At 72.7% G+C, this 26499-nt stretch carries 21 protein-coding genes; 12 read left to right on the forward strand and 9 right to left on the reverse strand.

The window, feature by feature from the left end; genetic code table 11:
- The first annotated feature begins 226 nt into the window (after positions 1-226).
- Positions 227-1438 carry a CapA family protein gene (locus OG974_RS05305; protein WP_327279761.1) on the forward strand — a complete coding sequence of 404 codons (1212 nt, stop codon included), beginning with the start codon at positions 227-229 and terminating at the stop codon, positions 1436-1438.
- A gap of 39 nt (positions 1439-1477) precedes the next feature.
- Here OG974_RS05305 and OG974_RS05310 read toward each other — a convergent pair whose 3' ends face one another.
- Positions 1478-1939: a universal stress protein gene (locus tag OG974_RS05310; protein WP_327279762.1), complete on the reverse strand. Its 462-nt coding sequence runs from the start codon at positions 1937-1939 to the stop codon at positions 1478-1480.
- A 60-nt stretch (positions 1940-1999) separates the two neighbouring features.
- On the opposite strand from OG974_RS05310, the gene lysX reads away from it, so the two are divergent.
- Both lysX and OG974_RS05320 read left to right on the forward strand, forming a co-directional pair.
- Positions 2000-5305: a bifunctional lysylphosphatidylglycerol synthetase/lysine--tRNA ligase LysX gene (lysX, locus tag OG974_RS05315; protein WP_371645598.1), complete on the forward strand. Its 3306-nt coding sequence runs from the start codon at positions 2000-2002 to the stop codon at positions 5303-5305.
- A gap of 70 nt (positions 5306-5375) precedes the next feature.
- Positions 5376-6308: a polysaccharide deacetylase family protein gene (locus OG974_RS05320; RefSeq protein ID WP_327279764.1), complete on the forward strand. Its 933-nt coding sequence runs from the start codon at positions 5376-5378 to the stop codon at positions 6306-6308.
- A 127-nt stretch (positions 6309-6435) separates the two neighbouring features.
- Here OG974_RS05320 and OG974_RS05325 read toward each other — a convergent pair whose 3' ends face one another.
- Entirely contained in the window at positions 6436-7137 is a 702-nt protein-coding gene (locus tag OG974_RS05325; protein WP_327279765.1) for a class F sortase, read from the reverse strand.
- A 353-nt stretch (positions 7138-7490) separates the two neighbouring features.
- Between OG974_RS05325 and OG974_RS05330 the strand changes: the two genes are divergently transcribed.
- The gene (locus OG974_RS05330) at positions 7491-8027 is read left to right on the forward strand and encodes a hypothetical protein (protein WP_327279766.1); all 537 of its coding nucleotides are present in this window, start codon (positions 7491-7493) and stop codon (positions 8025-8027) included.
- 156 nt (positions 8028-8183) lie between these two features.
- Here OG974_RS05330 and OG974_RS05335 read toward each other — a convergent pair whose 3' ends face one another.
- The 3 genes from OG974_RS05335 to OG974_RS05345 form a co-directional block, all read right to left on the reverse strand.
- Entirely contained in the window at positions 8184-8756 is a 573-nt protein-coding gene (locus tag OG974_RS05335; RefSeq protein WP_329315304.1) for a hypothetical protein, read from the reverse strand.
- 203 nt (positions 8757-8959) lie between these two features.
- The gene (locus OG974_RS05340) at positions 8960-9730 is read right to left on the reverse strand and encodes a hypothetical protein (RefSeq protein ID WP_371645601.1); all 771 of its coding nucleotides are present in this window, start codon (positions 9728-9730) and stop codon (positions 8960-8962) included.
- Positions 9731-9772: 42 nt separating this feature from the next.
- The gene (locus OG974_RS05345) at positions 9773-9934 is read right to left on the reverse strand and encodes a hypothetical protein (RefSeq protein WP_327279769.1); all 162 of its coding nucleotides are present in this window, start codon (positions 9932-9934) and stop codon (positions 9773-9775) included.
- 840 nt (positions 9935-10774) lie between these two features.
- Here OG974_RS05345 and OG974_RS05350 point away from each other — a divergent pair.
- A complete protein-coding gene (locus OG974_RS05350) occupies positions 10775-11605 on the forward strand; it encodes an SAM-dependent methyltransferase (protein ID WP_329316485.1) in 831 nt (276 codons plus the stop codon).
- 128 nt (positions 11606-11733) lie between these two features.
- A complete protein-coding gene (locus OG974_RS05355) occupies positions 11734-13878 on the forward strand; it encodes an EAL domain-containing protein (protein WP_327285876.1) in 2145 nt (714 codons plus the stop codon).
- Between the two features lie 176 nt (positions 13879-14054).
- On the opposite strand, the gene OG974_RS05360 is transcribed toward OG974_RS05355, so the two are convergent.
- On the reverse strand, positions 14055-15125 hold the full coding sequence (locus OG974_RS05360) for an FAD-dependent monooxygenase (RefSeq protein WP_328764450.1): 1071 nt from the start codon (positions 15123-15125) through the stop codon (positions 14055-14057).
- 105 nt (positions 15126-15230) lie between these two features.
- On the opposite strand from OG974_RS05360, the gene OG974_RS05365 reads away from it, so the two are divergent.
- On the forward strand, positions 15231-15875 hold the full coding sequence (locus tag OG974_RS05365) for a TetR family transcriptional regulator (RefSeq protein WP_327279771.1): 645 nt from the start codon (positions 15231-15233) through the stop codon (positions 15873-15875).
- Positions 15876-15919: 44 nt separating this feature from the next.
- Here OG974_RS05365 and OG974_RS05370 read toward each other — a convergent pair whose 3' ends face one another.
- On the reverse strand, positions 15920-16798 hold the full coding sequence (locus OG974_RS05370) for a LysR substrate-binding domain-containing protein (RefSeq protein ID WP_327279772.1): 879 nt from the start codon (positions 16796-16798) through the stop codon (positions 15920-15922).
- 95 nt (positions 16799-16893) lie between these two features.
- Here OG974_RS05370 and OG974_RS05375 point away from each other — a divergent pair, with 95 nt between their 5' ends.
- The 5 genes from OG974_RS05375 to OG974_RS05395 all read left to right on the forward strand — a co-directional run bounded on the left by OG974_RS05375 (position 16894) and on the right by OG974_RS05395 (position 23016).
- The gene (locus tag OG974_RS05375) at positions 16894-17598 is read left to right on the forward strand and encodes a succinate dehydrogenase (RefSeq protein WP_327279773.1); all 705 of its coding nucleotides are present in this window, start codon (positions 16894-16896) and stop codon (positions 17596-17598) included.
- A 2-nt stretch (positions 17599-17600) separates the two neighbouring features.
- Complete coding sequence (locus OG974_RS05380) at positions 17601-19580, forward strand: fumarate reductase/succinate dehydrogenase flavoprotein subunit (RefSeq protein WP_371645605.1); 1980 nt, start codon at positions 17601-17603, stop codon at positions 19578-19580.
- Positions 19577-20326: a succinate dehydrogenase/fumarate reductase iron-sulfur subunit gene (locus tag OG974_RS05385; RefSeq protein WP_327279775.1), complete on the forward strand. Its 750-nt coding sequence runs from the start codon at positions 19577-19579 to the stop codon at positions 20324-20326. The genes OG974_RS05380 and OG974_RS05385 overlap by 4 nt, the downstream gene beginning before the upstream one ends.
- A gap of 181 nt (positions 20327-20507) precedes the next feature.
- Complete coding sequence (locus OG974_RS05390) at positions 20508-22277, forward strand: Stealth CR1 domain-containing protein (RefSeq protein ID WP_327279776.1); 1770 nt, start codon at positions 20508-20510, stop codon at positions 22275-22277.
- 85 nt (positions 22278-22362) lie between these two features.
- Positions 22363-23016 carry a hypothetical protein gene (locus OG974_RS05395; protein WP_371645608.1) on the forward strand — a complete coding sequence of 218 codons (654 nt, stop codon included), beginning with the start codon at positions 22363-22365 and terminating at the stop codon, positions 23014-23016.
- Between the two features lie 51 nt (positions 23017-23067).
- Here the strand turns inward: OG974_RS05395 and OG974_RS05400 are convergent, their stop codons facing one another.
- Both OG974_RS05400 and OG974_RS05405 read right to left on the reverse strand, forming a co-directional pair.
- On the reverse strand, positions 23068-25461 hold the full coding sequence (locus tag OG974_RS05400) for an ABC transporter (protein WP_371645609.1): 2394 nt from the start codon (positions 25459-25461) through the stop codon (positions 23068-23070).
- Between the two features lie 27 nt (positions 25462-25488).
- A complete protein-coding gene (locus tag OG974_RS05405; protein WP_371645611.1) occupies positions 25489-26496 on the reverse strand; it encodes an LLM class flavin-dependent oxidoreductase in 1008 nt (335 codons plus the stop codon).
- Positions 26497-26499 lie beyond the last annotated feature (3 nt).

Here is a 26499-nt window from a genome sequence, read left to right on the forward strand (position 1 = left end):
CTCACCTGCACGGAGCGCCCCGGGAACCGTCCCGTCCCGGCGTTGCGCCCAAGCACCCCGGTCAACCGGTGGGCGGCCGCGCCCGTCGGTGAACGGTCGAACGGCGCGGCGAACGGCCGCCCGGATGCGGAGGGGCGTCCTCCCTCGCAGCCGTAGTCCGACTGGTGACGTCTCTCCCTATGGATTACAGATGATCGGATAGTCCTACTAATGAGAGCTGGCTCAGATGACCAAGCGCACCCGGCAGGCCTTAGTGCTCCTGTCGGCAGTCCTCCTGGCCGCGGCCAGCGCAGGCTGTTCCACCAAGGAGCCCGCGCCGGCCCGTCTCGGCAACTCCCGTGCCCCGGCCCCGTCCACCGGCTCCGGGTCCCACTCGGCCCGGGCCGACGGCGCCGCGAAGGGCTTCACCCTGGTGGCGACCGGCGACGTGCTGCCGCACGACTCGGTCATCAAGCGGGCGGCGGCCGACGCCGAGGGTGACGGCCACGACTTCAAACCGATGTTCTCCCTGGTCAAGCCGGTGGTCTCGGCCGCCGACCTGGCGATCTGCCACATGGAGACCGTGTACGGGGAGGACGGCGGGCCGTTCACCGGCTACCCGGCCTTCCAGTCCCCGCCCGAAGTGGCAGACGGGCTGAAGGACGCCGGGTACGACGGCTGCTCCACGGCCTCGAACCATACGCTGGACGCCGGTGCCGAAGGGCTGCGGCGTACCCTCGACAAGTTCGACGAGGCCGGTCTGAAGCACGCCGGTTCGGCCCGTACGGCGGCCGAAGCGGCCACGCCGACCGTGTACTCGGCGGGCTCCGCGAAGGTCGCGCACCTGGCGTACACGTACGACACGAACGGCTACCCGATGCCGGAGGGGCGGCCCTGGGCCGTCAACCTGATGGAGAAGGACAAGATCATCGCGGACGCCCGGGCCGCCCGGAAGGCGGGCGCCGACGTGGTCCTGGTCAGCCTGCACTGGGGCACGGAATGGCAGACCGAGCCGGACGAGAAGCAGCTCTCGCTCGGCAAGGAGCTGACGGCCTCGCAGACCGGCGGGCGCCCCGACATCGACATGATCCTGGGCACGCACGCGCACATCCCGCAGGCCTACGAGAAGGTCAACGGGACGTGGATCATCTACGGCATGGGCGACCAGGTGGCCGGCGAGATGTTCAACTACTCCGGCGCGCGGGACATGCGCGGCAACTACGGTTCGATCGGCCGCTTCACCTTCGCCCCACCGGCCGCCGCGGGCGGGCGCTGGCAGGTCGTCAAGGCCGAGTTCATCCCCCAGATGATGGACCTGTCCGCCGGCAAGGTCGTCAATCTGCCCGCCGCCCTCGCCCAGGACCCCGGGCACGACGAGTACGAGAGCGCCCAGGACGCCGTCAGCGAGGCCGTCCTTGGCCGCGGCGCGGCCAAGGACGGCCTGACCATGGCGAAGTAGCCCCCCCGGCGGGTCTCCCCGGCCGGCGCCTCCGGCCCGTTACGGAACCACCGTGACGGGCCAGCGGCCCGCCTTGACCAACCGGACCGCCACCGAACCGACGATGCGGTGTCCGGCCTGCTCCGAGGCACCGACCACCACCGCGTCCGCCGTCAGCTCCTGCGCCGCGCTCACCAGCCCCGCGTACGGATCGCCGCGGAAGGTGTGGAACTGCCAGCGCACCTCGTAGATGCCCTTGAGCCGCTCCGCCGCCTCCCGGATCTCGGCCACCAGGCCCTCGGCGATCTCCCCCGTAGTGTCGGCCACCGGCGCGCCCAGCGAGGCCCCGGCCGGCATCACCGGCTGGACGTACACCAGCGCCAGCAGCGCGTTCTGCCGCCGGGCCAGCCCCGCCGCGTACGCCGCCGCCCGCAGGGAGGACTCCGACCCGTCCACGCCGGCCAGGATCACCTTGGGGCCGTCCGTACCGCGTTCGAATCCCGTGTTCACGTGCTCTGTCACGCTCCCCACGTTATGTCCTTCGCCGCGCGCGGCGGCGCGGGCCTCCCTACAGTGCGAACCATGAGTGCCACCACGGAGGAGACCCGGGGAACGCGGAACCGATTCCTCAACCGGGTGCCCGACGCGTTCGCGGCGTTCTTCGGAACGCTCGGACTGCTGTGCGCCCTCCTGGCGCTCTCCCCGACGCTGCGGCACCTCCTGCGGCACGTCGTGCGCTTCCTCGACGCGATCGTGGTGCCCGTCAGCGCCAACCTCGCCTACGCCGTCTTCCTGTTCCTGCTCGCCGCCGCCCTCGGCACCCGCAAGAAGGTCGCCTGGTGGATCGTCGTCAGCTATCTGGCCCTGCTCGTCCTGGTCGACGTCCTGATCATCGCCGACGAGTACTACTGGATCGGCGGGCCCTCCATGGGCCTCGCCGTGGCCGCCCTCGGGATCCTGATCGCCGCCCGCAAGGAGTTCTACGCCGCCTCCCGGCCCGGAGCCTTCTGGCGCGCCCTGTTCGTCCTGGGCCTGGGGCTGCTCGTCGCCGTGCTGCTCGGCTGGGGTCTGGTCGCCCTGTTCCCCGGCACCCTGCCCAAGGGGCAATGGCTGGACTGGGCCGCCCGGCAGGTCTTCGGCGGCCTCGTTTCGCCCCGCCAGTTCGACGGCCAGCCGCCCCGCCCGCTGTACTTCTTCCTCGGCCTCTTCGGCGCCCTCGCCCTGCTGAACGCCGCCTCGACCCTGTTCCGCTCGCAGCGCCTGACCGCCGCCCTGCACGGGGACGAGGAACCCCGCATCCGCGCCCTGCTCGGCGCCTACGGCCGCAGCGACTCCCTCGGCTACTTCGCGACCCGCCGTGACAAGGCCGTCGTCTTCGCCCCCAACGGCAGGGCCGGCGTCACCTACCGCGTCGAGGCCGGCGTCTGCCTCGCCAGCGGCGATCCGGTCGGCGACCCCGCCGCCTGGAGCCCCGCCGTCGACGCCTGGCTCACCGTCGCCCGCCGCCACGGCTGGCAGCCCGCCGTCATGGGCGCCTCCGAGGACGGGGCCACCGCGTACGCCCGTTCCGGGCTCAGCGCCCTCCAGCTCGGCGACGAGGCGATCCTGCACGTCGCCCACTTCGACCTCGACGGCCGCGACATGCGCGTGACCCGGCAGGCCGTCAACCGCGTCAAGCGCGCCGGAGCCACCACGATCATCCGCCGCCACTCCGCCCTCACCGAGGAGGAGATGCAGTGGATCATCGACCGCGCCGACACCTGGCGCGATACCGAGACCGAGCGCGGGTTCTCCATGGCCCTGGACCGGCTCGGCGACCCCGCCGACGGGGACTGCCTGCTCGTCGAGGCCTTCGACGCCCGGGGCGAGCTGATCGCCCTGCTGTCCTTCGTCCCCTGGGGCAAGGACGGCATCTCCTTGGACCTGATGCGCCGCGACCGCACCGCCCCCAACGGCGTCATGGAGTTCATGGTCGCCGAGCTGTGCGCCGCCGCCCCGGGCCTGGGCGTGCACCGGATCTCCCTCAACTTCGCCGTCTTCCGCTCCGCCTTCGAGGAGGGCGGGCGGATCGGCGCCGGCCCGGTCCTCAAGCTGTGGCGCAAACTGCTGCTGTTCTTCTCCCGCTGGTGGCAGCTGGAGGCCCTGTACCGCTCGAACGTCAAGTACGGGCCCGAGTGGTACCCGCGGTTCCTCTGCTACCAGGACGCCGGCTCGCTCGCCCGGGTCAGCCTCGCGTCCGGCATCGCAGAGGGCTTCGTCTCCGTACCCAGCCTGCGCAAACTCTGGGGCAACGCGCACGCCCGGGGCCTGACCGCACCCGCCAGCACAGAAGGGTTGCCCCCCATCGACTCCCTCGGGCTGGACCTCGTGGGGGCGGAGGCCGCAAGGGCGGCGCGGGCCGAGCGGCTGCCCGAACAGGTCCGGGTCCGCCACCACAAGCTGGAGCGCATCCGGGCGGCCGGCACCGACCCGTACCCCGTCGGCATCCGGCAGCGCACCCACACCGTGGCCGAGCTGTCGGCCGCGCGCCCCGCACTTGGGCCCGGCGCCCGATCCGGAGAACAGGCCGCCCTCGCCGGCCGGGTGATGCTCGTGCGCGACCTCGGCGGCGTGGTCTTCGCCGTCCTGCGCGACTGGTCCGGGGACGTGCAGCTGATGTTCACCCGCGACGAGAGCGGCCCCGACGTACTGGACTCCTTCACCTCCCAGGTCGACTTCGGTGACCACGTCGTCGCGAGCGGAGAGGTCGGCGCCAGCCGCAGCGGCGAGCCGTCCCTCCTGGTCACCTCCTGGCAGCTCACCGGCAAGTGCCTGCGCCCGCTCCCCGACAAGCGCAAGGGCCTGGCCGACCCCGAGGCGCGCGTCCGGCGCCGCTACCTCGACCTGGTCGCGAGCCCCGAGGCGCGGGACGTCGTACGGGCCCGTTCCTCGGCCGTCCAGGCGCTGCGCCAGGGACTGCTGGACCGCGGCTACCTCGAAGTCGAGACGCCGATGCTCCAGCAGATCCACGGCGGGGCCAACGCCCGGCCGTTCCGGACCCACATCAACGCCTACGACCTCGACCTGTACCTGCGCATCGCGCCGGAGCTGTACCTGAAGCGGCTGTGCGTCGGCGGCCTGGAGAAGGTCTTCGAGATGGGCCGCACCTTCCGCAACGAGGGCGTCTCCTACAAGCACAACCCCGAGTTCACGATGCTGGAGGCGTACCAGGCCTTCGCCGACTACGACGTGATGCTCGACCTCACGCGCGAGCTGATCCAGGGCGCCGCGACCGCCGCCTTCGGCTCGCCGGTCGCCCACAAGGCGGGCCCGGACGGCAAGCTCGTCGTCCACGACATCTCCGGACCCTGGCCGGTCAAGACGATGTACGGGGCGATCAGCGAGGCCCTCGGCGAGGAGGTCGACGCCGACACCGCGGAACACGTCCTGCGCCGGCTCTGCGACCGGGCCAAGGTGCCCAACGCGCCCGAGGACACCCGCGGCGACGTGGTGCTGGAGATGTACGAGCGCCTGGTGGAAGAGAAGACCAAGCTTCCCACCTTCTACAAGGACTTCCCCACCGACGTCTCCCCGCTGACCCGGCAGCACCGCAAGGACCCGCGCCTCGCCGAGCGCTGGGACCTGGTCGCCTTCGGGACCGAACTGGGCACCGCCTACTCGGAGCTGACCGACCCGGTGGAGCAGCGGCGCCGGCTCACCGCCCAGTCGATGCTCGCGGCGGGCGGCGACCCGGAGGCGATGGAACTCGACAACGACTTCCTGGACGCGCTGGAGTACGCGATGCCGCCGACCGGCGGTCTGGGCATCGGCGTCGACCGGCTGGTCATGTTCCTCACGGGCCTCACGATCCGCGAGACGCTGCCCTTCCCGCTGGTGCGGCGCGGCTGATCGGGTGAGGGGAGGCCCGCGCGTTCGTGCCTCTCGACATCTGCGGGGATGTCGTTGATACGTAGTAATAATGAAAAATGACGAGCCGACAGTAGGGCGACGCGTGCTCCTGCGTACCGCCGTCTTCCTCGGAATCGCCGCGGCCTCCGGACTGCTCACCGGCGGCGAGACCGGCGCACCCGGCCAGAGCGCGGCGGGCGGCGCACCGGGCGCGGGCCTCGGCGCGGCCCCCGGAGGCGGCACGGCGGTCGGGGCGCCGGGGCCCGGCGGAGCCGCCGGACCGGGCGGAGCCCGCGCCCTGCGTCCGCAGGCTCCCGGGCAGGCCGCGTACCGGCTGAGCCCCATGACCTCCGAGACGCCGCTGCGGGCGCCCGCAGCCAAGCCCGCCGTACGGACCCGGCCCATCCTGCAACTGCCTCCCGACGCCCGCACCGCGAGCGCCATGGTGCTCACCTTCGACGACGGGCCGGACCCCCGCTACACCCCGGCCATCCTCGACACCCTCGCCCGGTACGACGTCCGTGCCATGTTCTTCGTCTGCGGGGAGATGGCCACCGACAACCGGGACCTGTTGCGCCGGATGGCCACCGAGGGCCACTTGATCGGCAACCACACTTGGACCCACCCGCTCATCCCCACGCTCAGCCGGCCCGCCCTTACCGACGAGATCGCCCGCACGAGCGAGGTCGTACAACAGGCGGTGGGGGAGGCGCCAATGTGGTTCAGGGCGCCGTACGGGGCGTGGAACCGGGCCGCGTTCGAGATCGGGGCCGAGCTGGGCATGGAGCCGCTCGCCTGGACGGTGGACACGCTGGACTGGACGGAGCCGGGTACGACCACGATCGTCTCGAACGTCCTCAAGGGCGCGGCGCCGGGCGTGATCGTGCTCAACCACGACGCGGGCGGCGACCGCTCGCAGAGCGTCCGGGCGGTGAGCACGTACCTGCCCCAACTTCTGTCCCGCGGCTACCGGATGACGCTGCCCACGCTGCCGCCCCGCTGAAGAGGACGTCTCCCGCGGCGGCGCTGCCGGGCAGCCGGGCGGGGCGGGGGCCGGGCCCGGGAGGGGGACGGGGCATGGTGCGGGCCCCGGCGGCGGCCCCGCGCACTGCGGCGGGGCCGCCGGCCGCTCAGCGGGCCTGCACCATCCGGGCGAAGACGACGACGTTGCCGTCGTAGCCGCGGGCCTTGGAGTAGCCGCCGCCGCAGGTGATCACGCGCAGTTCCGGCTGCCCGGTGTCCCCGTAGACGCGCGCTCCGGGGAACGTCTCCTTCGAGAAGACCTCCACGCCGTACACCTCGAACACCGCCGTGCGCCCGTCGTACCGCTCCACCTCGATGTGGTTGCCCTTGCGCAGCGCGCCCAGGCCGTAGAAGACCGCCGGGCCGTTCGCGTTGTCGACGTGGCCCACGATCACCGCCGAGCCCCGCTGACCCGGCGCGATGCCGTTGAGGTACCAGCCGGCCAGGTTCGGGTCCTGCGGAGGCGGCGCCGCGATCCAGCCCTGCGCGTCCAGCTCGACGGGCATCACCGGGGCGTCCACCTTGATGTTGGGGATCTTGATGCGCTGGACCGACGAGTGTTCCAGCGGCTCCACCTCCGCGGGCGGCGCGGGCTGCTGCTGTTGCATCGGCTGCTCACCCTGTCCCGCCGGATCCGCCGGCAGCTGCTCGGCGGGCACCCCGACCGCCGCCGCGGCAGCCGGCTGCGGCGGCCCGTCGCCGACGTCCGCTCCGTTGCGCATCATGGCGAGGCCGCTGAGCATGACCAGCGCGAGCACGCCCCAGGGGGATCGTCTTCTCGGTGGCTGCTCGCTCTCGTCCTCGGTCATGGCTCTCCCTTCCCGACGCGGGGGTCCCGACCCGCGTTCTTGTCCCACCCCTGTACGCCCTTTCTTCACGCACGCTAAGGCTGCTTGCGCAAGACGGCGATCGGTGAAGGGCGAACGGGTGGCGGGGCCGGAAGGGGTGCGCCCATCCAGGTATTCGTCACATAAATGCCTGACGGGTCGTGACCTGCGGATCCGTCAGCCGGGCCGCGCGTGTCGCGGCGTGTCGCTCAACCTTGCGGCCCAAAGCCGGAAATGCGCTGGTTGCGAGCCGCCCCGAGGGTTCGAGATGGGAGGCGTTCTCGTCGATCTTCCCGGGCGACCGCTCCGGGGCGCTTCCCGCTGGAGGTTCCACCATGCGTGTTCTCCGCGCCCTCACCGTGGCCGCGGCGGCCTGCGTAGCCGTCGGGCTCAGTACCCCGTTCGCCGGCGCGAACCCGTCCGACCCGTTGGGCGGCTCTCCCGCGGGCAGCAACGGGAGCAACACCGGCAACGGACCGAGCAACGTCACCGTCAATCCGTACAACGTGCACCAGGGCTCGACGATGCAGGTCAGCGCGGCCGGATGCCGCCACGGCGGCACGGTCTGGTCGGCCGGCAACTTTCCCCAGACGAACCTGTCGGCCGGCTCCACCGGGTTCGCCACCGTCCGGATCTTCAACCACGCCTCGCCCGGCAACCACACGCTGTCGGTCAAGTGCAACGACAACAGCCTGGTCGCCACCCACCGGTTCACGATCCTCCAGGGCAACGGCGCACAGGGCGGTATCGGCGGCTCGTTCGGCCCGTCCACCGCCGAGACCGCCATCGGGGCGGGCCTCGTTGGAGTCGCGGCCCTGGGCGCGGGCGTCCACGTGATGCGCCGGCGCCGTCCGCTGCGCGGGCGGGCCTGACGGCAGGCCTCCCCGGTCTCAGCGCTGCGCAGCCCGGGAAACGCCGGTCGCCCCGAATCCCTGCCGGGATCCGGGGCGACCGGCGGTCGGTGCCCGTTGGGGGGTGTCCGCCGCGCAGGACGGTCGCGGGAAGGCGAGGAGGCGCGTGGACGGCGGTCAGTGGCTGCGCGTGGAGGCGCGGCGGCGCAGTGCGTACGCCGTACCGCCCGCGGCCGCGAGGAAGAGCGCGGCGCCCGCGCCGAGCTCCCGGGAATCCATCCCGGCCACGCTGCCGCCCAGACCGCCGCGGACACCGAGGGAGGCACCTTGGGAGGCTGCCGACCTGCTGGTCGACGCGGAGGTGGAACTGGTGGTCGGCCGGGAGGTGCCGCCGGTGATGGTGAGGTCCGCCGAACCGGTCTCCCCGTTGCAGGTGAAGGAGACGGAGTACACGGCTCCGCGACGGGCGTCGCGGTCCACGGTCACCCGGGCGGTCTGGCCGCGGGCGATGCTCACGGTGTCGAAGACCCCGGAGGAGGCGGTGGCGTAGGCGGCATTGCAGCCGCTGACGGAGAGCACCGTCTGGCCGCCCGGGGCGACCGTCGACGGTGTGATGGCGAAGCCGAACGAGGTGACGGGCTGGGCCTCGGCCGCGGTCGCGGAGGGCGCGCCGAGGACGCCGAGCGTGAGTACGGCACCCGTGGCGCCGGCGCTCAGCAGGGCTGTGGCGTTGGTACGTATCGCACCCATGGTTGATTCTCCGGATCCCCGAGGAGCAGCCGCGGAACGGTTTCCGCACGTGGGGGGTCGTGCGCCTCGATGTCCGCCACGCTAGGTCCGGGCGTCGTGACCCGCGATCAGGAACGGGCGAATGGGGCACGGGCGTGGGCCGAACCGGGGACGGGAGGCCCGTCCCCGGTTTGGCCGCGCGCTCGCCGGGCCCGGCCGGAGCCTCAGCCGCCGAGCGGCAGATGCGGGAACTGCGCGAGGAAGGGCTCGGCGGTTGCCGCGATGCCCCGCCCGAACGGCGCGTCGAAGTCCCAGATCAGGAACAGCAGGAACGCGATGAGGGCACTGAACAGGCCCGCCAGCAGCATCTCGCGGAACGACCGCCTGATCTGCAGGGTGAAGATCAGACCCACGGTCACCAGGGCGCCGACGATCAGCCCGAACCACACCACCCCCGGCATGGTGGCCCCGGCACTGGAGCCGCGTGCGCTGCGGGCGTCGTCGACCACCGCGACCTGGTCCACCAGCGGCTGGTAAGCCTGCCCCTCGTGGTCGGTCTGCGGCTCGTAGTCCGTGACGTCCCGGCGGATGCGCTCCAGCAGCTCCCCGCTGTGGTCGGTGAGATCGCCGTGGTCGGCCATCTCCTGCCACTCCGTGTCCACCACGTACGTCACGTACGCGTCGACGTCGGAGCGGATCTTCTTGCGCACCTCGGCCGGGTAGACCTCGGAGCGGACGCTGATCTCGTGCAGGGCCTGCGCCTCCTCACGCACGTACTCCTGGGCGGCCCCGCGGCCCTCCCAGACGCCGGCGATCGCCAGGCCCAGCACGATCGCGTAGATCACCCCGATCATCATCGTCATGTACTCGATGACGTCCGGGGTCTCGTTGGGATCGTCGTTCTCGCTGATCCGCCGGTGGTTGAAGAAGGCGATGGACAGCACCACGGCGCAGGCCGCTGCCATCGCGAGGGACAGGACGAGCCATTCCGACAAGATGACTCCCAATCGGTCACGAAGGTGGTGTGCGGGGCGGGTCTAGCGCGGGCGCAGCGCGACGATCGCGAGCACCGCGGGAGCCGCGGTCATCAAGGTGAAGGTCACCGGTGAGATGTGGTGCTCGACCTTCTTGGCCGCCGCCGTGCGGTAGGCGGGCCTGGCCACCGGCTTCTTCGGCGGCGGGGCGGGCGGTGTCTCCACCGGGGGCGGCGCCTGCACTCGAAGCTGCGGGGCGGCCACCGGCCTCGGCGGGGCCGGCGCGGGGGGCTCGGGCTTCGGCTGCGGGGCTGGCGGTGGCGGCGGTGGCGTGGGCTTCGGGGCCGGCGGGGGTGGGGGCACCGGTGCGGGTGTCGGAGTGGGTTTCGGGGTCGGTTGAGGCGTCGGCGTCGGCGTCGGGGTGGGGGTCGGTTTCGGCGGGCACGGCGGGGGAGGCGGCGGAGGTGGGCAGTGGTGGCCGCTGTGGCCGCCGTCGCCGTGGTGGCCGCCGGGGCCGTTTCCGTGCCCGTCGCCGTGCCCGTCGCCGTGCCCGTCGCCGTGATGTCCGCCACCCCGGCCGCTCGCGGCGGCCCCGCTTCCGGCGACCGCAACCAGTCCGACGGCGGCCGTGCCGTCCCCGGTGTCGATCGTCGCGTAGGCGCAGCTATCAGCCACGGCCGGCGTGGCGGACAGCGCCGCCCACAGCAGCACCGGGACCACCAGCAGGCGTCTGGTACAGGCTCTGTTCACCCGGGGAGCATGGGCTCACGTGCGCCCGCGCACGCGGAGCTCGGCTGCGGTTCGCCTGAACGGATGGAGCGGAGACCGTAGAGGTTTGAGCCACGGAATAGGCCAGTCCGGTCATATACATGCACATTCTCAAAAGCGACTTGTCGGTTTCGGTCATTCGCTGCGCGAGGGGCCGAGGAGGCCTTTGGTGTGTGATGAAGAACGGATCACCAATTTCCGCTTTTGCTCGCTCCGTTGGGCAATGATCAGTACATTCGGCTCGGACAGGCGTCCGACCCCGGACGGACCCCGCAGGACTACGGCTTGGAGACCCCGATGGAGCGCCCCGCCTGGGCCCCGCCAGGTATCGACATATCGGTGCCGAGCGTGTCCCGCATCTACGACTACTACCTGGGCGGCTCCCACAACTTCGAGGTCGACCGCCAGGCCGCCCGCCGCGCCATGGAGTTCCTGCCGGGCCTTCCCAAGATCATGCAGGCCAACCGGGCCTTCATGCGCCGCGCCGTCCGCTACGCCGTGGCCCAGGGGGTCACCCAGTTCCTCGACATCGGCTCCGGCATCCCCACCTTCGGCAACGTCCACGAGATCGCCCGGGCCGCCAGCCCCGACGCCCGCGTCGTCTACGTGGACCACGACCCGGTGGCCGTCGCACACAGCCGCGCCGTCCTCGCCGGCGACGACCGCACCGGCATCGTCGCCGCCGACCTGCGCAAGCCGCAGGACATCCTCGCCAGCCCGGAGGTCGCGCAGCTGCTCGACCTGGAACGCCCCGTCGCCCTGCTGCTCGTCGCCGTCCTGCACTTCCTGGAGGACGCGGACGACCCCTACGCCGCCGTCGCCGAGCTGCGCGACGCGCTGGCCCCCGGCAGCCTCCTGGTGCTCACGCACGCCTCCTACGAGGGGATCCCCCTCTCCCCGGAGGTCGCGTCCGGAACCGTCGGCGTCTACCGGGACATCCGCAACCCGCTCGTGATGCGCAGCGGAGAACAGATCACCGGCTTCTTCGACGGGTTCGAGCTCGTCGAACCCGGCGTGGTGTCCATGCCCCTGTGGCAGCCCGAGGGAACCGAGGACCCGGAGGACGCGGACGCGCCCGAGGACCCGTACGCCTTCTCGGGCTTCGGCGGAGTGGGACGCAAGGCGTGAGATCCCCGGCCGCGGTGCCCTCCGGCACACCGACCCCGAAGAACGCAGGGCCCGCGCAGGGAGCGGAGCCCCCGGCCCCGCTCACGGGCCCGCCGGCACCGGCGGGCCCGTCGGCGGGTCCTGCCGCGCTGCGGAGCGGACTGGAAGACCGGATCGGGCGCTTCGCGACCATCTGGGGGCGGGCGATCTTCCCCGTCACCGCGACCTCGCTGACCCGCGTCGAGTTCGAACAGCACCTGATACCGCTCGCCCGGACCCTCGCCGAGGCCCTGCACGCCAGGCCCTTCGACGCGGGCGTCGCCCAGCGGGTGGGGGCCGAACTCGTCGCCGTGCACTGCACCGACCCCGAGGCACTGGCCGGCACGCTCGGCGTGGTCGAGTCGTACCTCGTCCTCTACTGCGGCCCCGACGGCGTCGGCGTGGAGGGCACCGAGGAGTACCGCTCGCGCTGCGCCCGCCTCCAGCACGGGATCGCGGCCGGATTCGCCCGCGCCCTGCGCGAGCGCACCCTGCGGGAGCAGGAGGCCATCGCCCGCTCCGCGCTGACCGCCCGCATCGACGCCCAGCAGGCCCTGCACGCGAGCGAGGAGCGCTTCCGGGCGGTCTTCGAGGGCGCGGCCGTCGGCATCGGCATCGCCGACCTCGAAGGCAACGTCCTGGAGGTCAACGACGCACTGCTGCAGATGTTCGGCGGAATGCGCGGACACGTCCGGGGCCGCAACGTCAGCGAGTGGGGCCACCCCGACGACGCCCCGCACGTCTGGCGGATGTACGGCGAACTCGTCCGTGGCGAACGCGAGAGCTACCGCGTGGAGAAGCCGTACTACCGCCACGACGGGACCGTGCTGTGGACCAACCTGACGGTGTCGCTGCTGCGCGACGCCGAAGGCGTGCCCCAGTACCAGCTGGCCCTGATGGAGGACACCACCGAGCGCCGGCTGCTGAACCTGCGCCTGCGCTACGAGGCCACCCATGACGCCCTGACCGGGCTGCCGAACCGGACGCTGTTCTTCGAACGCCTGGAGAAGGCCCTGAGTGGCGCCGGCGGCAGCCGCTTCGGCCTCTGCTACCTGGACCTCGACGGCTTCAAGGCGGTCAACGACAGCCTCGGCCACTCGGCGGGCGACCGGCTCCTGGTGGAGGTCGCCGACCGGCTGCAGAGCTGCGCGACGGGCCCCGGCGAGGTCGTCGCACGACTCGGCGGCGACGAGTTCGTGGCGCTGACCACCGGCTCGGACACCGAGGAGAAGGTGACCGAACTGGCTGTCCGGATCCTGTCCGCCCTCTCGGCGCCCATCCGGATCGAGGGCCGTGAGCTGTCGGTCCGCGGCAGCATCGGCATCGTGGAGGGCCCGGCCCGCGAGCGCACCCCGGCGGAGGTGCTGCGCAGCGCCGATATCACCATGTACCGGGCCAAGGCGGCCGGCGGCAACCGCTTCGAGTTCGCCGACGCCGAGGCCGACGCCCGGGCCATCACCCGGCACGGCCTGACCAACGCCCTCCCGGCGGCGCTGGAGCGCGGCGAGTTCTTCATCGAGTACCAGCCGCTGGTCCACATGCACGACGGCAGCGTCCACGGCGCGGAGGCCCTCGTCCGCTGGTCGCACCCGCAGTACGGGGTCCTCGGGCCGGACCGCTTCATCCCGCTTGCCGAACGGACCGGGCTGATCGTGCCGCTCGGCCGCTGGGTCCTGGAGGAGGCCGTCCGCCAGGCCCGCAACTGGCAGCGCCAGCACGGCGGCTCGGCCCTGCGGATCAACGTCAACCTCTCGCCGACCCAACTCCACCACCCAGGCCTGGTCGCCGACACCGTCGCGGTCCTGGAGAACTCGGGCCTGGCCCCGGGCGCCCTGTGCCTGGAGGTCACCGAATCGGCCCTGATCGGCGCCGACGACGAACTCCTGGAACCCCTGCGCCGGCTCGCCGCCCTCGGCGTGGACATCGCGCTCGACGACTTCGGCACGGGCTACTCGAACCTGGCGAACCTGCGCCGCCTCCCCGTCAGTGTCCTGAAGCTGGACCGCTCCTTCACCAAGGGGATGCAGCAGCAGCCCGCCAACCCGGTCGACGTCAAGATCGTGGAAGGCATCGTCGCCCTGGCCCACAGCCTCGAACTCGCCGTCACCGTCGAGGGAGTGGAGACCGGAGCCCAGGCCGCTCAGCTGCGCGACCTCGGCTGCGACACCGCCCAGGGCTGGTACTACGCCCGCCCCGGCGCCCCCGACCGCATCCACGCCCTCTCGCTGTCGGACGCCGTGCCCACGCCTTCCTGAGGCCCGCCCGTCCGGCCGCCGCCAGGGGGCTCGCTCCGGATCAAGGGCCGGACCCGGAGCCCGCGCCGAACCCGAGCCCGACCCGGCGCCCGAGCTTCGGCGGGTGACCGGGGGAGGCCCCGATGGCCGCGCTGGCAGGCGATGGCTGCGGTGCCGGGTGATGGCTGCGGTGCCGGTCAGTCCATCCCCGCCTCCGTACCCCGGCCGGGGGTCCGGACGGCCGCCACGACCCGTTCGTACCGCCGCGCCGTGTCGGCCACCACCTCGGTGACCACCGGAAGCCGCTCCGCCTGGTAGGCGTCGAGCACCTCCTCCCCGGCCTCCCCGCCGAGGGCGGTGGCGAGGGTCCGCGCCAGGGCGGTGGCGTCCTCGATGCCGGTGTTCATTCCGAGCCCGCCGGCTATGGGGTGGACGTGCGCGGCATCCCCGGCGAGGAAGGCCCGGCCCTCCCGCATCCGTGCGGCCACGCGCACGTTGACCCGCCAGGTCGAGAGCCAGGTGGGGTCTTCGAGCTGGATCTCGGGCATCCGGGCGCACCGGTCGAACAGCCGCTGGAAGCTCTCCAGCGAGGGCGGCACCGGTTCGCCGTGTTCATCGTGCTCGGGCGCGGCCTGCAGCTGGAAGGAGTCCGTCCCCGGCATCGGGCAGAGCATGATCCCGCCGCCTTCCGAAGTGAACCACTGGTGCCAGAACTCCCGGCTGAGCCCGGGAGCCCGGACGTCCCCGATGACCATCGCGGGCTCCTCCTCCGTGCTCCCCTCGAAGGGGATGGCGAGGAGCTTGCGGGTGGTGCTGCGCCCGCCGTCACACCCGGCGAGGTAGCGGGCCGCGATCACGGTGCCGTCGGCCAGCTCCGCCCGGACCTCGGCCGCGTCCTGGGTGATTCCGGCGAGCTGGGCTCCGTACTCGACCGCCACGCCCAGCCCGGCGAGCCGCTCGCGCAGTGCCTCCTCGGTCTGCCACTGCCCTATCAGCAGCCCGGTGCCGTCCGTGGGGGTGTCGTTGATGGGCGCTCCGTCGAAGTACTTGCGCAGGACCACTGCCTCATTGCCGATGCCGGTCAGGGACTCGGCCACGCCCAGCTTCTCGAAGATCTCCAGACTGCTCTGCCGGAGGCCCTTGCCGCGGGATTCGCGGTGCGGTGCGGTGCGCTGGTCGATGACCCGGACGGCGGCTCCGCGCAGGGCGAGGTCGCAGGCCAGGGTCAGTCCAGTGGGGCCGGAGCCCACGATCAGTACGTCCGTCATCGGATGTCCTCTCCTCGTCGTTGCCTCAAGGAAAGCGCCTCCCCCGAGAAAAAGCAACCCGGTTAAGAAAATGACTGAGTCACGAATTCGTGGTACGCTCGCGGTATGGAGAACACGACGGGTCTGCGCGAGAACAAGAAGCTCCGTACGCGCGGCCGGCTGGCCGCCACGGCGCTGGAACTCTTCCTGGAGCGGGGCTTCGATGCCGTGTCGGTGGCGGACGTCGCCGCCGCGGCCGAGGTCTCCAAGCCCACCCTGTTCCGGTACTTCCCGAGCAAGGAGGACCTGGTGCTCGACCGCTTCGCCGACCATCAGGACGAGGCGGCGCGCATCGTGCGCGACCGGCCCGCCGGGCAGACAGCGGTGGGCGCGGTTCACGCGCACTTCCTCGGAGCCCTCGCCGAACGGGACCCGATCACGGGGCTGTGCGACCACCCGGGAGTGCTCGCGTACCAGCGGCTCCTGTACACCACCGCCAGCCTGGAGACCCGGCTCGGCCACTACACCGACCGCGAGGTGGAACTGTTGGCCGCCGTACTCGAAGCACAGTCCGTCCTGCCGCTCGCCGCCCGGCTGGCGGCGACGCACCTGGTGGCGGTCCGGCATGAGCTGGGCCGGGAGAACTGGCGGCGCCTGGACTCCGGCCAGAGCGCCGACGACGCCCACCCGGCCGCCGTGGCCGACGCCGACCTGGCCTTCGCGATGCTGGCCGACGGGCTCGACAGGGCCCTTCCCATAGCCGGGGCCTGACGCCGTCCCACGGGGCGGCGCGGCGCGTCGTTCGGGCGTCCGTTTCAGCCCAGCAGGATGCGCTTCAGTTCACGAGCCGCGCGCGGGGGAGCGACGTCCGTGCGGTGGGCCAGCGCGATCGTGCGGCGCAGCGGCGAGCCCGCCAGCGGGGTGGCGCGCAGCCCCGGTCCGCCGTGGTCGACCACCATCGCCGGGACCACCGCCACGCCGAGCCCCGCGCGGACGAAGCCCAGGACCGCGTCCATTTCCCCGCCCTCCACCGTGAACACCGGCTCGAACCCCTCCGCCCGGCAGGCGGCCACCGTCAGGTCCCGCAGGTCGTATCCGTGGCGGAACATCACCATCGGCTCATCGCGCAGGGCCGACACCGTGAGCGGGCCACCGCCCGCCGGAGGCGGCAGCTCCGCGGAGGAGACCACCACGAGGTCCTCCGTCAGCAGCTCCACCGTGGTCAGCGCCGGAGCCGAGGGCGGTAGCGGCAGCGCGATCAGGGCCAGGTCCAAGGCCCCGCGCGCGAGCTCCCGTACGAGATCCAGCGAACCGCTCTCCTCGATCAGCAGCTCGATCCCCGGATGCGCGGTGTGGAAGGCGCGCAGCACGTCCGGCAGCAGGCCCGTGCACACGCTCGGCGTCGCCCCCAGCCGGACCCGCCCGCGCCGCAGCTGCGCCAGTTCCTGGACCTCCAGCCGCGCGGTGTCCGCGTCCGCCAGGATGCGCCGGGCCAGCGGCAGTAGCGCCTCACCCGCATCGGTGAGCGCGATGTTGCCCCGCGCGCGGCTGAACAGCTCTGCGCCCAGCTCCCGTTCGAGCGCCTTGATCTGCTGCGAGAGCGACGGCTGGGCGACGTGCACGCGTTCCGCGGCCCGGGTGAAGTGGTGGGTCTCGGCGACGGCCACGAAGTACAGGAGCTGCTGGAACTGCATGGCACCAGAATAGGGCCCTACATAGGAAGTGCCTATCGAGATCAGCAGCATCATGTCTTGGACCTCTCGGGACTTTGGTCCTTACCGTCGATGGCATGGCTCTGGCAACGCGGACGGGCCGACGACCGTCCACCACGCGCACGCTCTGGGACTCCACCGTCGGCAAGAAGTCCGTGATGGCGGTGTCCGGGCTGATCATGCTCGGCTACCTCGTCGTGCACATGCTCGGCAACCTCAAGATCTTCTTCGGGGCGGACGAGTTCAACGGCTACGCCCACTGGCTGCGCACCCTCGGCACGCCATTCCTGCACCACGAGTGGGCCCTGTGGATCGTCCGGGTGGTCCTGGTCGCCGCAGTCGTCGCCCACGCGGTGTGCGCCTACCAGCTCAGCCGCCGCGACATCAAGGCGCGCCCGGTGAAGTACGCCCACAAGCGCCGCCGCGCGAGCTACGCCACCCGCACCATGCGCTGGGGCGGGATCATCCTCGCCCTGTTCATCGTCTGGCACCTTCTCGACCTCACCACGCTCACCGTCAACGAACGCGCGTGGGCCGGCCACCCCTACGAGAACGTCCTCGCGACCTTCTCCACCTGGTACGGCAACACCGTCTACATCGTCGCGATGGCCGCCCTCGGCCTCCACGTCCGCCACGGCTTCTGGAGCGCCGCCCAGACCCTCGGCGCGGGAAATGCCCGCCGCGAGCGGACGCTGAAGTTCCTGGCCAACGCCCTCGCCCTCGTCCTCTTCGCGGGCTTCGTGTCCGTGCCCGTCGCCGTCATGACCGGAGTGGTGAGCTGACCGTGAACACCGACCCCGCGGCCCACACCGCCCACACCGCGTACGCCGACTACACCACCGGCGAGCCGATCGCCGACACCAAGGCCCCCACCGGCCCCATCGCCGAGCGCTGGGACCGCCGCCGCTTCGAGGCCAAGCTCGTCAACCCGGCCAACCGCCGCAAGCACACCGTGATCGTCGTCGGCACCGGCCTGGCGGGCGGCGCGGCCGGCGCCACCCTCGCCGAACAGGGCTACCACGTGGTCCAGTTCTGCTTCTCCGACTCCCCGCGCCGAGCCCACTCCATCGCCGCCCAGGGCGGGATCAACGCCGCCAAGAACTACCGCAACGACGGCGACTCGGTGCACCGCCTCTTCTACGACACCGTCAAGGGCGGCGACTTCCGCGCCCGCGAGTCCAACGTCCACCGCCTCGCCCAGATATCCGTCGAGATCATCGACCAGTGCGTGGCCCAGGGCGTCCCCTTCGCCCGCGAGTACGGCGGCCTCCTCGACACCCGTTCCTTCGGCGGCGTCCAGGTCTCCCGCACGTTCTACGCCCGCGGCCAGACGGGCCAGCAGCTCCTCCTCGGCGCCTACCAGGCACTGTCCCGACAGATCGCCGCCGGCAACGTCGAGATGCACGCCCGCACCGAGATGCTCGACCTGATCACGGTGGACGGCGTGGCCCGCGGCATCGTCGCCCGCGACCTGATCACCGGCCGCATCGACACGTACTACGCCGACGCCGTGGTCCTCGCCTCCGGCGGCTACGGCAACGTCTTCTACCTCTCCACCAACGCCATGAACTCCAACGCGACCGCCGTCTGGCGGGCGCACCGGCGCGGCGCGCACTTCGCCAACCCCTGCTTCACGCAGATCCACCCCACCTGCATCCCGCGCACGGGCGACCACCAGTCCAAGCTCACCCTGATGAGCGAGTCCCTGCGCAACGACGGCCGGATCTGGGTGCCCAAGGCCAAGGGCGACACCCGCCCCGCCGCCGAGATCCCCGAGGCGGAGCGCGATTACTACCTGGAGCGGATCTACCCCTCCTTCGGCAACCTCGTGCCCCGCGACATCGCCTCCCGCGCCGCGAAGAACGTCTGCGACGAGGGCCGCGGCGTCGGCCCCGGCGGCCAGGGCGTGTACCTCGACTTCGCCGACGCCGTCCGCCGCATGGGCCGGGACGAGGTCGCAGAGAAGTACGGCAACCTCTTCGAGATGTACGAGCGGATCACCGCGGAGAACCCGTACGAGGTCCCCATGCGGATCTACCCCGCCGTGCACTACACCATGGGCGGCCTGTGGGTCGACTACGACCTCCAGACCACCGTCCCCGGCCTCTTCGCGATCGGCGAGGCCAACTTCTCCGACCACGGGGCCAACCGGCTCGGCGCCTCCGCCCTGATGCAGGGCCTCGGCGACGGCTACTTCGTGCTCCCCTCCACCATCAACGACTACCTGGCCCGTCACCCCCACCGGGAAGCGGTCGACGACACCCACCCCGAGGCCGCGACCGCGGTCCGCGAGACCCGCGACTGCCTCGCCCAACTGCTCGCCGTCGACGGCGACCGCACCCCCGACTCCTTCCACCGCGAGATCGGCGAGCTCATGTGGGAGTACTGCGGCATGTCCCGCACCGAGGAGGGCCTGCGCAAGGCGCTGGACCGGATCCCGCAGATCCGCGAGGAGTTCTGGAAGCGGATCAAGGTTCCGGGCAGGGGCGAGGAGTTCAACCAGTCCCTGGAGAAGGCCAACCGCATCGTCGACTACCTGGAGCTCGCCGAGCTGATGTGCCTCGACGCCCTGCACCGCGCCGAGTCCTGCGGCGGCCACTTCCGCGAGGAGTCCCAGACCCCGGACGGCGAGGCCGCCCGCCGCGACGAGGAGTTCGGCTACGCCGCCGCCTGGGAGTACCGCGGCACCGGCGCGGCCCCCGTCCTGCACAAGGAAGACCTCGTCTTCGAGTACGTCCACCCCACCCAGCGGAGCTACGCATGAGGCTCAACCTGCGCGTCTGGCGCCAGCAGAACCCCTCCACCCCCGGCGCCATGGTCACCTACGAAGTCGACGGCATCTCCCGCGACATGTCGTTCCTGGAGATGCTCGACACCCTCAACGAGGACCTCATCCTGCGCGGCGAGGACCCGGTCGCCTTCGACCACGACTGCCGCGAGGGCATCTGCGGCGCGTGCAGCCTCGTGATCAACGGCGACGCCCACGGTCCCGAGCGCACCACCACGTGCCAGCTGCACATGCGGTCCTTCGCCGACGGCGACACCATCGACGTCGAGCCCTGGCGGGCCGCCGCCTTCCCGGTGGTCAAGGACCTCGTCGTGGACCGCGGCGCCTTCGACCGGATCATCCAGGCCGGCGGCTACATCACCGCCCCGACCGGCTCGGCCCCCGAGGCCCACGCAACCGCCGTGCCCAAGGCCGACGCCGACTCCGCCTTCGAGCACGCCGAGTGCATAGGCTGCGGGGCCTGCGTGGCGGCCTGCCCCAACGGCTCCGCGATGCTCTTCACCTCCGCCAAGGTCAACCACCTCAACGTGCTCCCGCAGGGCTCGCCGGAGCGGGAGACCCGCGTGCTCGACATGGTGGCCACGATGGACGACGAGGGATTCGGCGGCTGCACCCTCACCGGCGAGTGCGCCACGGCCTGCCCCAAGGGCATCCCGCTGCCGTCCATCGCCGCCATGAACCGCGAGTGGCTGCGAGCGGTCCGGGGGAAGGGAGGAAGCTGAGAAGTGCCTGTGAGACGGGGATGAACGGACACCAAGCCCTTGCGTGAAAAATGAACGAAGGGAAAGGTGGGAGTGAACGAGGCATCCGCCCCTGCCCGCCGGACGGCGCCACACCCCCCTACGCCGGGTGCCGCCCGCATCCTCGGGTGCCGCACACCGGCGCCGTCTCGTGAGGTCGTATATGCAGGGCCTGTCCCGTCTCCCCCTTCCCGTCGGCCTGCGCCGGATCGTACGGACGCTGCGCAGGCCCGGCGGCGTACCGAAACAGCCGGACGCCGCCCAGCGGGAGCGCATCACCGCGAGCGGGAGCCAGCCGCCGCCCCCGCCCGGCCGGGCCCGTGAGGACGAGCTGCTGCAGACATTGCCGGGCTTGGTCCGCCACCGCGGCCGGCTCACCCGGGTCCGTGACGACCTGCTGCCCGCCGCCGCCCGGGACGCCAATCTGACGGCCGTCGCGCAGGCCCTTCGGGCGGCCGCCGTCCCGTACGGACTGGTCCCCGACGGTGGTCTCCGGCACCGGGTGGCCATCGCCCCGGAGGACCGCGCGGCCGCGCTGAAGGCATGCGCCGCGGCCTTCGTCGGGCTCCCGGTGTACGCCCGCCTCCTCGGCGACGGCGAAGACACCGCGGAGGTCCTCGCCGAAGCACTCCCCGAAACGGTCGCGGCCCGGGAGTGCGGGCCCGTCGACGGCCCCCACCCGAAGACCAAGGGCATCCGTCTCTTCCAGCCGGCCGTCACCTCCGGCCGGACCCTGGCCTACGGCCCCGAAACCGGCTGCGACCTGGAGTTCTGGGAAGCCGCCGAGTCGGGCACCGGTGCGATCGCCGGACTGCGCGAAACCCCGTACGGCTGGTGGGTGCCCACCCTCCGAGCCACCTCCACCACCCGCGTCGACGGCCGCGACCACCCCGTCGTAGACGCCTTCGCGGGCCGCTTCCCCGACGACATCGACTTCCCCGTCGACGCCGTGATCACCTGGGTCGACGCCTCCGACCCCGCCTGGCGCCGCCGCCGGAACCGCGCCGCCGCGGCCGAGGCCGACACCGGTGACCGCGCCCTCGTCGACCATGCGGAGAACCGCTACCGCGACCGCGGGGAACTCCGCTACTGCCTGCGCTCCATCGCCGCCCACGCGCCCTGGATCCGCCGCGTCTTCATCGTCACCGACGACCAGACCCCGCCCTGGCTCGCCACCGACCACCCCCAGGTCACCGTCGTCGGCCACCGCGAGCTGTTCGCCGACCCCACCGGCCTCCCCGTGTTCAACTCCCACGCCATCGAGAGCCAGCTCCACCGCATCCCCGGCCTCGCCGAGCACTTCCTGTACTTCAACGACGACATCTTCCTCGGCCGCCCCCAGCGCCCGCAGAACTACTTCCTCTCCTCCGGCCTGCCCAAGGTCTTCCACGACCAGCGGGCCGTGGCCCCCAGCGCGCCCGGCGCCGATGACGACGACGTCTTCACCGCCTCCCAAAAGGCCACCCGCCACGCGGTGGAACAGGCCGTCGGCCGCACCTACCCGCACATCCTGGCCCACACCCCGTACCCGCTCAGCCGCTCCCTCTTCGCCCACGTCGAGGAGCGGCTGCCCGGCCGGCTCGCCACCACCAGCCGCTCGGTGTTCCGCAGCGCCGACGACCTCGCCCCCGTCACCCTCGCCTCCCACCTGGCCCTCGCCGACGGCCGCGCCGTCGAAGGCGAACTGCGCCACGCGTACGTCAGCACCGGCCGGACCGAGGAGATCGCGCGGCTGCCCGGCCTCGCGGCCGACCGCCGGGCCGACGCGTTCTGCCTCGCCGACGACGACGCCGCCCCCGGACTGTCCCCCCGGGAGCAGCAGCGCGCCGTCAGCGCCTTCCTGGAGGCGTACTTCCCGGTGCCCTCCCCTTACGAGACGTGCGGGCCCCACGAGACGCGCGGGCCGTACGAGGAGCCTCGGCCGATCGGCTGATCCGATCGGCCGACCGGGCGCTCGTGACGGCGGTACGCCGCGCCGCGCCCCGCGGGCGCCCGGCGGGTGGGGAACAGTGGGCACCATGCCACAAGCCCCCGCCGGGTCCGGACCGCGCCGCCGCACCCTCCTGGCGGCCGCCGCCCTCGCCCCGCTCGCGGTGGCCGGCTGCTCCGCGGAGGACCCGTTCGCCGCCGCGGGCCACGGACCGCAGCCCGCGCCGAAGGACGCTCTGGTCATGCTCATCCGGCATGCGGAGCAGCCGTACGCCGGGGACACGGGCGAGGACGCCGACGGCAATGAGGACCTCGGGTCCCTCGCCGGGCGCGGCCGCCGCCGGGCCGAGGAACTGCACCGCCTCTTCCCGCCCGCCGGCGGTTCGACGCTGCCCCGTCCCGCGGTCGTCTTCGCGGCCGGCGGCCCGGCCGGAGCGCCCGCCCGCTGCCGCCAGACGGTCGAGCCGCTGACCGCCGCCCTGCGCACCCGCGTGCGCGGAGAGTTCGCCGTCGGCGCCGAGGAGGCCCTGGCCCGCGCCGCGCTCGCCGCCCCCTCGCCCGTACTCGTCTGCTGGGACCGGGCCGGCGCCCCCCGCCTGATCCGCGCCCTGGGCGCCCACCAGGTGCTCGGCGTCCCCGCCGCCTGGCCCGACCGCTACGACCTGGTGTGGATGTTCACCCGCCGACAGGGCCGGTGGACCTTCCGCGAGCTCCCGCAGCAGCTGCTCCCGGGCGACGCGTAGCCCCTCCCCCTCGCTCTCGCCCCGCACGACGGGCGCCGCGGACGACAGGTGTTACGGCCGGCCCAGCGCCCGCGCGAGATGGGCCGCCGTCCGGCCCGCGCCGGCCGCCGCGACCTGCGCCGGCGTGCCCGCCGCGACGATCCGGCCCCCGTCCGCGCCGCCGCCCGGACCCAGGTCGACCACCCAGTCCGCGCCCGCCACCACCTCCATGTCGTGCTCCACGACCACCACCGAGTGCCCGGCGTCCACCAGCCCGTGCAGCTGCCGCAGCAGCACCCGCACATCGGCCGGATGCAACCCGGTCGTCGGCTCGTCCAGCACGTACAGGGTGTGGTCGCGGCGCTGGCGCTGGAGCTCCGTCGCCAGCTTGATCCGCTGCGCCTCGCCGCCCGAAAGTTCGGTGGCCGGCTGCCCCAGTCGCAGATAGCCCAGCCCGATGTCCTCCAGCGCCCGCAGGCTGCGCGCCGCCGCCGGGACCTGAGCGAAGAAGGCGGCCGCGGACTCCACCGTCAGGGCCAGCACCTGCGCGATGTTCAGCCCCTCGTAGGTCACGGCGAGGGTCTCGGTGTTGTACCGGGCCCCAGCGCACTCCGGGCACGGGGCGTACGTGCTCGGCAAGAACAGCAGCTCCACCGACACGAACCCCTCGCCCTGGCAGGTCTCGCACCGGCCGCCCGGCACGTTGAAGGAGAACCGGCCCGCCTTCCAGCCACGCGCCCGCGCCTGCGGCGCCGCCGTGAACAGCTTGCGCACCACGTCGAACAGCCCCGTGTACGTGGCCAGGTTGGACCGTGGGGTCCGCCCGATCGGCTTCTGGTCCACCTCCACCAGCCGCCGCACCGGGAACCCCGGATCCGCGAGCCGTTCCCCGACCTCCCGGGCGAGCACCTGGCCCACCAGCGTGGACTTGCCCGACCCCGACACCCCCGTCACGGCCGTGAACACCCCGAGCGGGAACTCCGCGTCCACACCCCTCAGGTTGTGCCGGTCGACACCGGTGAGCCGGACGCAGCCGTTCGCCCCGCGCACCCGCCGCCGGGGCTCCTCCCCGCCGGCGGCGAACAGGTGACGTGCCGTCGCCGACCCCGCCACACCGGCCAGCCCCTGCGGCGGCCCGCTGTAGAGCACCCGCCCGCCGTGCTCGCCGGCCAGCGGGCCCACCTCCACCAGCCAGTCCGCGTGCCGCACCACATCCAGGTGGTGTTCCACCACGAACACCGTGTTCCCCGCGGCCTTCAGCCGGTCCAGTACGCCGAGCAGCGCCTCGGTGTCGGCCGGGTGCAGCCCCGCCGACGGCTCGTCCAGCACGTACACCACCCCGAACAGCCCGGACCGCAGCTGCGTCGCCAGCCTGAGCCGCTGCAGCTCGCCCGCCGACAGCGTCGGCGCGGTCCGGTCCAGGCTCAGATAGCCGAGCCCGAGCTCCATGACCGGCCCGATCCGCGACCGCAGGTCCTGCGCGAGCACCCGGGCCGCCTCCCCGTCCGGGGGCGCGGTGGCCAGTACGCCGTCCAGCGCGGTCAGCGGCAGCGCCGCCAGCTCCGCGATCGTACGGCCCGCGTACGTCACGGCCAGCGCATCCGGCCGCAGCCGCCGCCCCTGGCACACCGGGCACGGGGAATCGACCAGGAACCGCTCCGCGCGGGCCCGCAGGGTGGCGCTCTTGCTGTCCGAGAAGGTCCGCATGACGTAGCGGTGGGCACTCATGTACGTTCCCTGGTAAGGCCGTTGGATCCGGTCCGCGTCGCGCACCGGATGCACCGTGACCACCGGATGCTCCTCGGTGAACAGGATCCACTCGCGGTCCTTCGCCGCCAACTCCCGCCAGGGCGCGTCCACGTCGTACCCGAGCACCTCCAGGACGTCCCGCAGGTTCTTGCCCTGCCACGCTCCCGGCCAGGCGGCGATGGCGCCCTGACGGATCGACAGCCCCGGATCCGGCACCAGGAGTTCCTCGCTGGTGCGGTGGATGCTGCCGAGACCGTGACAGGAAGGACAGGCACCGGCGGCTGTGTTGGGGGAGAAGGCGTCGGAGTCGAGCCGTTCGGCACCCGGCGGATAGGTTCCGGCGCGGGAGTACAGCATGCGCAGGGAGTTCGACAGCAGCGTCACCGTCCCGACCGAGGACCGCGAGCCGGGGGAGGAGCGCCGCTGCTCCAGCGAAACGGCCGGCGGCAGACCGGTGACCGAGTCCACCTTCGGGGCGCCGATCTGGTGGATCAGGCGGCGGGCGTACGGGGCCACCGACTCGAAGTACCGGCGCTGGGCCTCGGCGTAGAGCGTGCCGAAGGCCAGGGAGCTCTTCCCGGAGCCGGAGACCCCGGTGAACACGGTCAGCGCGTCGCGCGGGACGTCCACGTCGACGCCGCGCAGATTGTGCTCCCGGGCGCCCCTTACCCGTACGAAGGAGTCGCGGTCGGCCTCGGGCGCAGTGGAGTGGTGCATTCGCCCCAGTTTACGGGTCGCCCCGGATCAGAGCCCGGCCGGTCCGGTCAGCCCGGCCAGCCCCGCCAACCGCTCGAAGGAGTCCAGCAGCGCCGTGCGGTCGTACGTGGAGGTGGTGACCAACAGTTCGTCCGCGTCCGTCAAGGCGGCCACCTCGGCGAGCTGCGCCGCGACCTGCTCCTCCGTGCCGTGGACGTGCCCGGCGAGCCCGCCCTCGTACAGCTCCCGCTCCTTCGGGGTCATGTCCAGGGCCTCGACCTCCTGCGCCGGGCGCAGCGGCGGGAAGCTTCCCCGGGTGCGGGAGTGGGCGAGGGACCAGGCTTCCGGGACCAGGATGCGCCGGGCGGCCTCCGCGGTCGGCGCCACGGCCACCGTTCCCGAGACGACCACGTACGGCTCGGAGCCGCCGGCCGAGGGGCGGAACTCCGCGCGGTAGCGCTCGATGATCTCCCTGACCCGGTCCCGGGCCCGCAGGTCGCCCACCACCAGCGGCAGTCCGGCCCGGGCCGCGATCCCGGCGCCCTCGCCGGTGGCCAGCACGTACGCCGGGATCCGCAGCCCCTCCGCCGGACGGGCGTGCACCTCGGGATGCGCCTGTTGGGTGCCGTCCAGCCAGCCCAGCAGCTCCGCCAGCTGCTCCTCGAACCGGTCGGCGTCCCCGGTGTCGCGGCCCAGTGCCCGCCGGATCCCGCCCGTGAAGCCGACCGAGCGGCCGAGCCCCATGTCGATCCGGCCGGGGAACAGCGACTCCAGCACCCCGAACTGCTCGGCGACCACCAGCGGTTGGTGGTTGGGCAGCATCACCCCGCCCGTGCCGACCCGGATCCGCCGGGTCGCCCCGGCGACGGCCGCGGCCAGGACGGCCGGCGCGGAGCCCGCGACCCCGGGGACGCTGTGGTGCTCGGACACCCAGAACCGGTGGTAGCCGAGCCGCTCGGCCGCGCGTGCGAGCTCCACGGTGTCGCGCAGGGCCTGCGCGGGCGGGTGCCCCTCGCGGGTGCGGGACCGGTCCAGGACGGAGAGTCTGCGTATCACACA

It is taken from the genome of Streptomyces sp. NBC_00597, assembly GCF_041431095.1.
GTDB lineage: Bacteria > Actinomycetota > Actinomycetes > Streptomycetales > Streptomycetaceae > Streptomyces.

Coding starts and splice junctions, on each gene's coding strand:
- OG974_RS05305 (WP_327279761.1), top strand. CDS start 227: ATGACCAAGCGCACCCGGCAGGCCTTAGTGCTCCTGTCGGCAGTCCTC.
- lysX (WP_371645598.1), top strand. CDS start 2,000: ATGAGTGCCACCACGGAGGAGACCCGGGGAACGCGGAACCGATTCCTC.
- OG974_RS05320 (WP_327279764.1), top strand. CDS start 5,376: ATGAAAAATGACGAGCCGACAGTAGGGCGACGCGTGCTCCTGCGTACC.
- OG974_RS05325 (WP_327279765.1), bottom strand. CDS start 7,137: ATGACCGAGGACGAGAGCGAGCAGCCACCGAGAAGACGATCCCCCTGG.
- OG974_RS05330 (WP_327279766.1), top strand. CDS start 7,491: ATGCGTGTTCTCCGCGCCCTCACCGTGGCCGCGGCGGCCTGCGTAGCC.
- OG974_RS05335 (WP_329315304.1), bottom strand. CDS start 8,756: ATGGGTGCGATACGTACCAACGCCACAGCCCTGCTGAGCGCCGGCGCC.
- OG974_RS05350 (WP_329316485.1), top strand. CDS start 10,775: ATGGAGCGCCCCGCCTGGGCCCCGCCAGGTATCGACATATCGGTGCCG.
- OG974_RS05360 (WP_328764450.1), bottom strand. CDS start 15,125: ATGACGGACGTACTGATCGTGGGCTCCGGCCCCACTGGACTGACCCTG.
- OG974_RS05365 (WP_327279771.1), top strand. CDS start 15,231: ATGGAGAACACGACGGGTCTGCGCGAGAACAAGAAGCTCCGTACGCGC.
- OG974_RS05370 (WP_327279772.1), bottom strand. CDS start 16,798: ATGCAGTTCCAGCAGCTCCTGTACTTCGTGGCCGTCGCCGAGACCCAC.
- OG974_RS05375 (WP_327279773.1), top strand. CDS start 16,894: ATGGCTCTGGCAACGCGGACGGGCCGACGACCGTCCACCACGCGCACG.
- OG974_RS05385 (WP_327279775.1), top strand. CDS start 19,577: ATGAGGCTCAACCTGCGCGTCTGGCGCCAGCAGAACCCCTCCACCCCC.
- OG974_RS05390 (WP_327279776.1), top strand. CDS start 20,508: ATGCAGGGCCTGTCCCGTCTCCCCCTTCCCGTCGGCCTGCGCCGGATC.
- OG974_RS05395 (WP_371645608.1), top strand. CDS start 22,363: ATGCCACAAGCCCCCGCCGGGTCCGGACCGCGCCGCCGCACCCTCCTG.
- OG974_RS05400 (WP_371645609.1), bottom strand. CDS start 25,461: ATGCACCACTCCACTGCGCCCGAGGCCGACCGCGACTCCTTCGTACGG.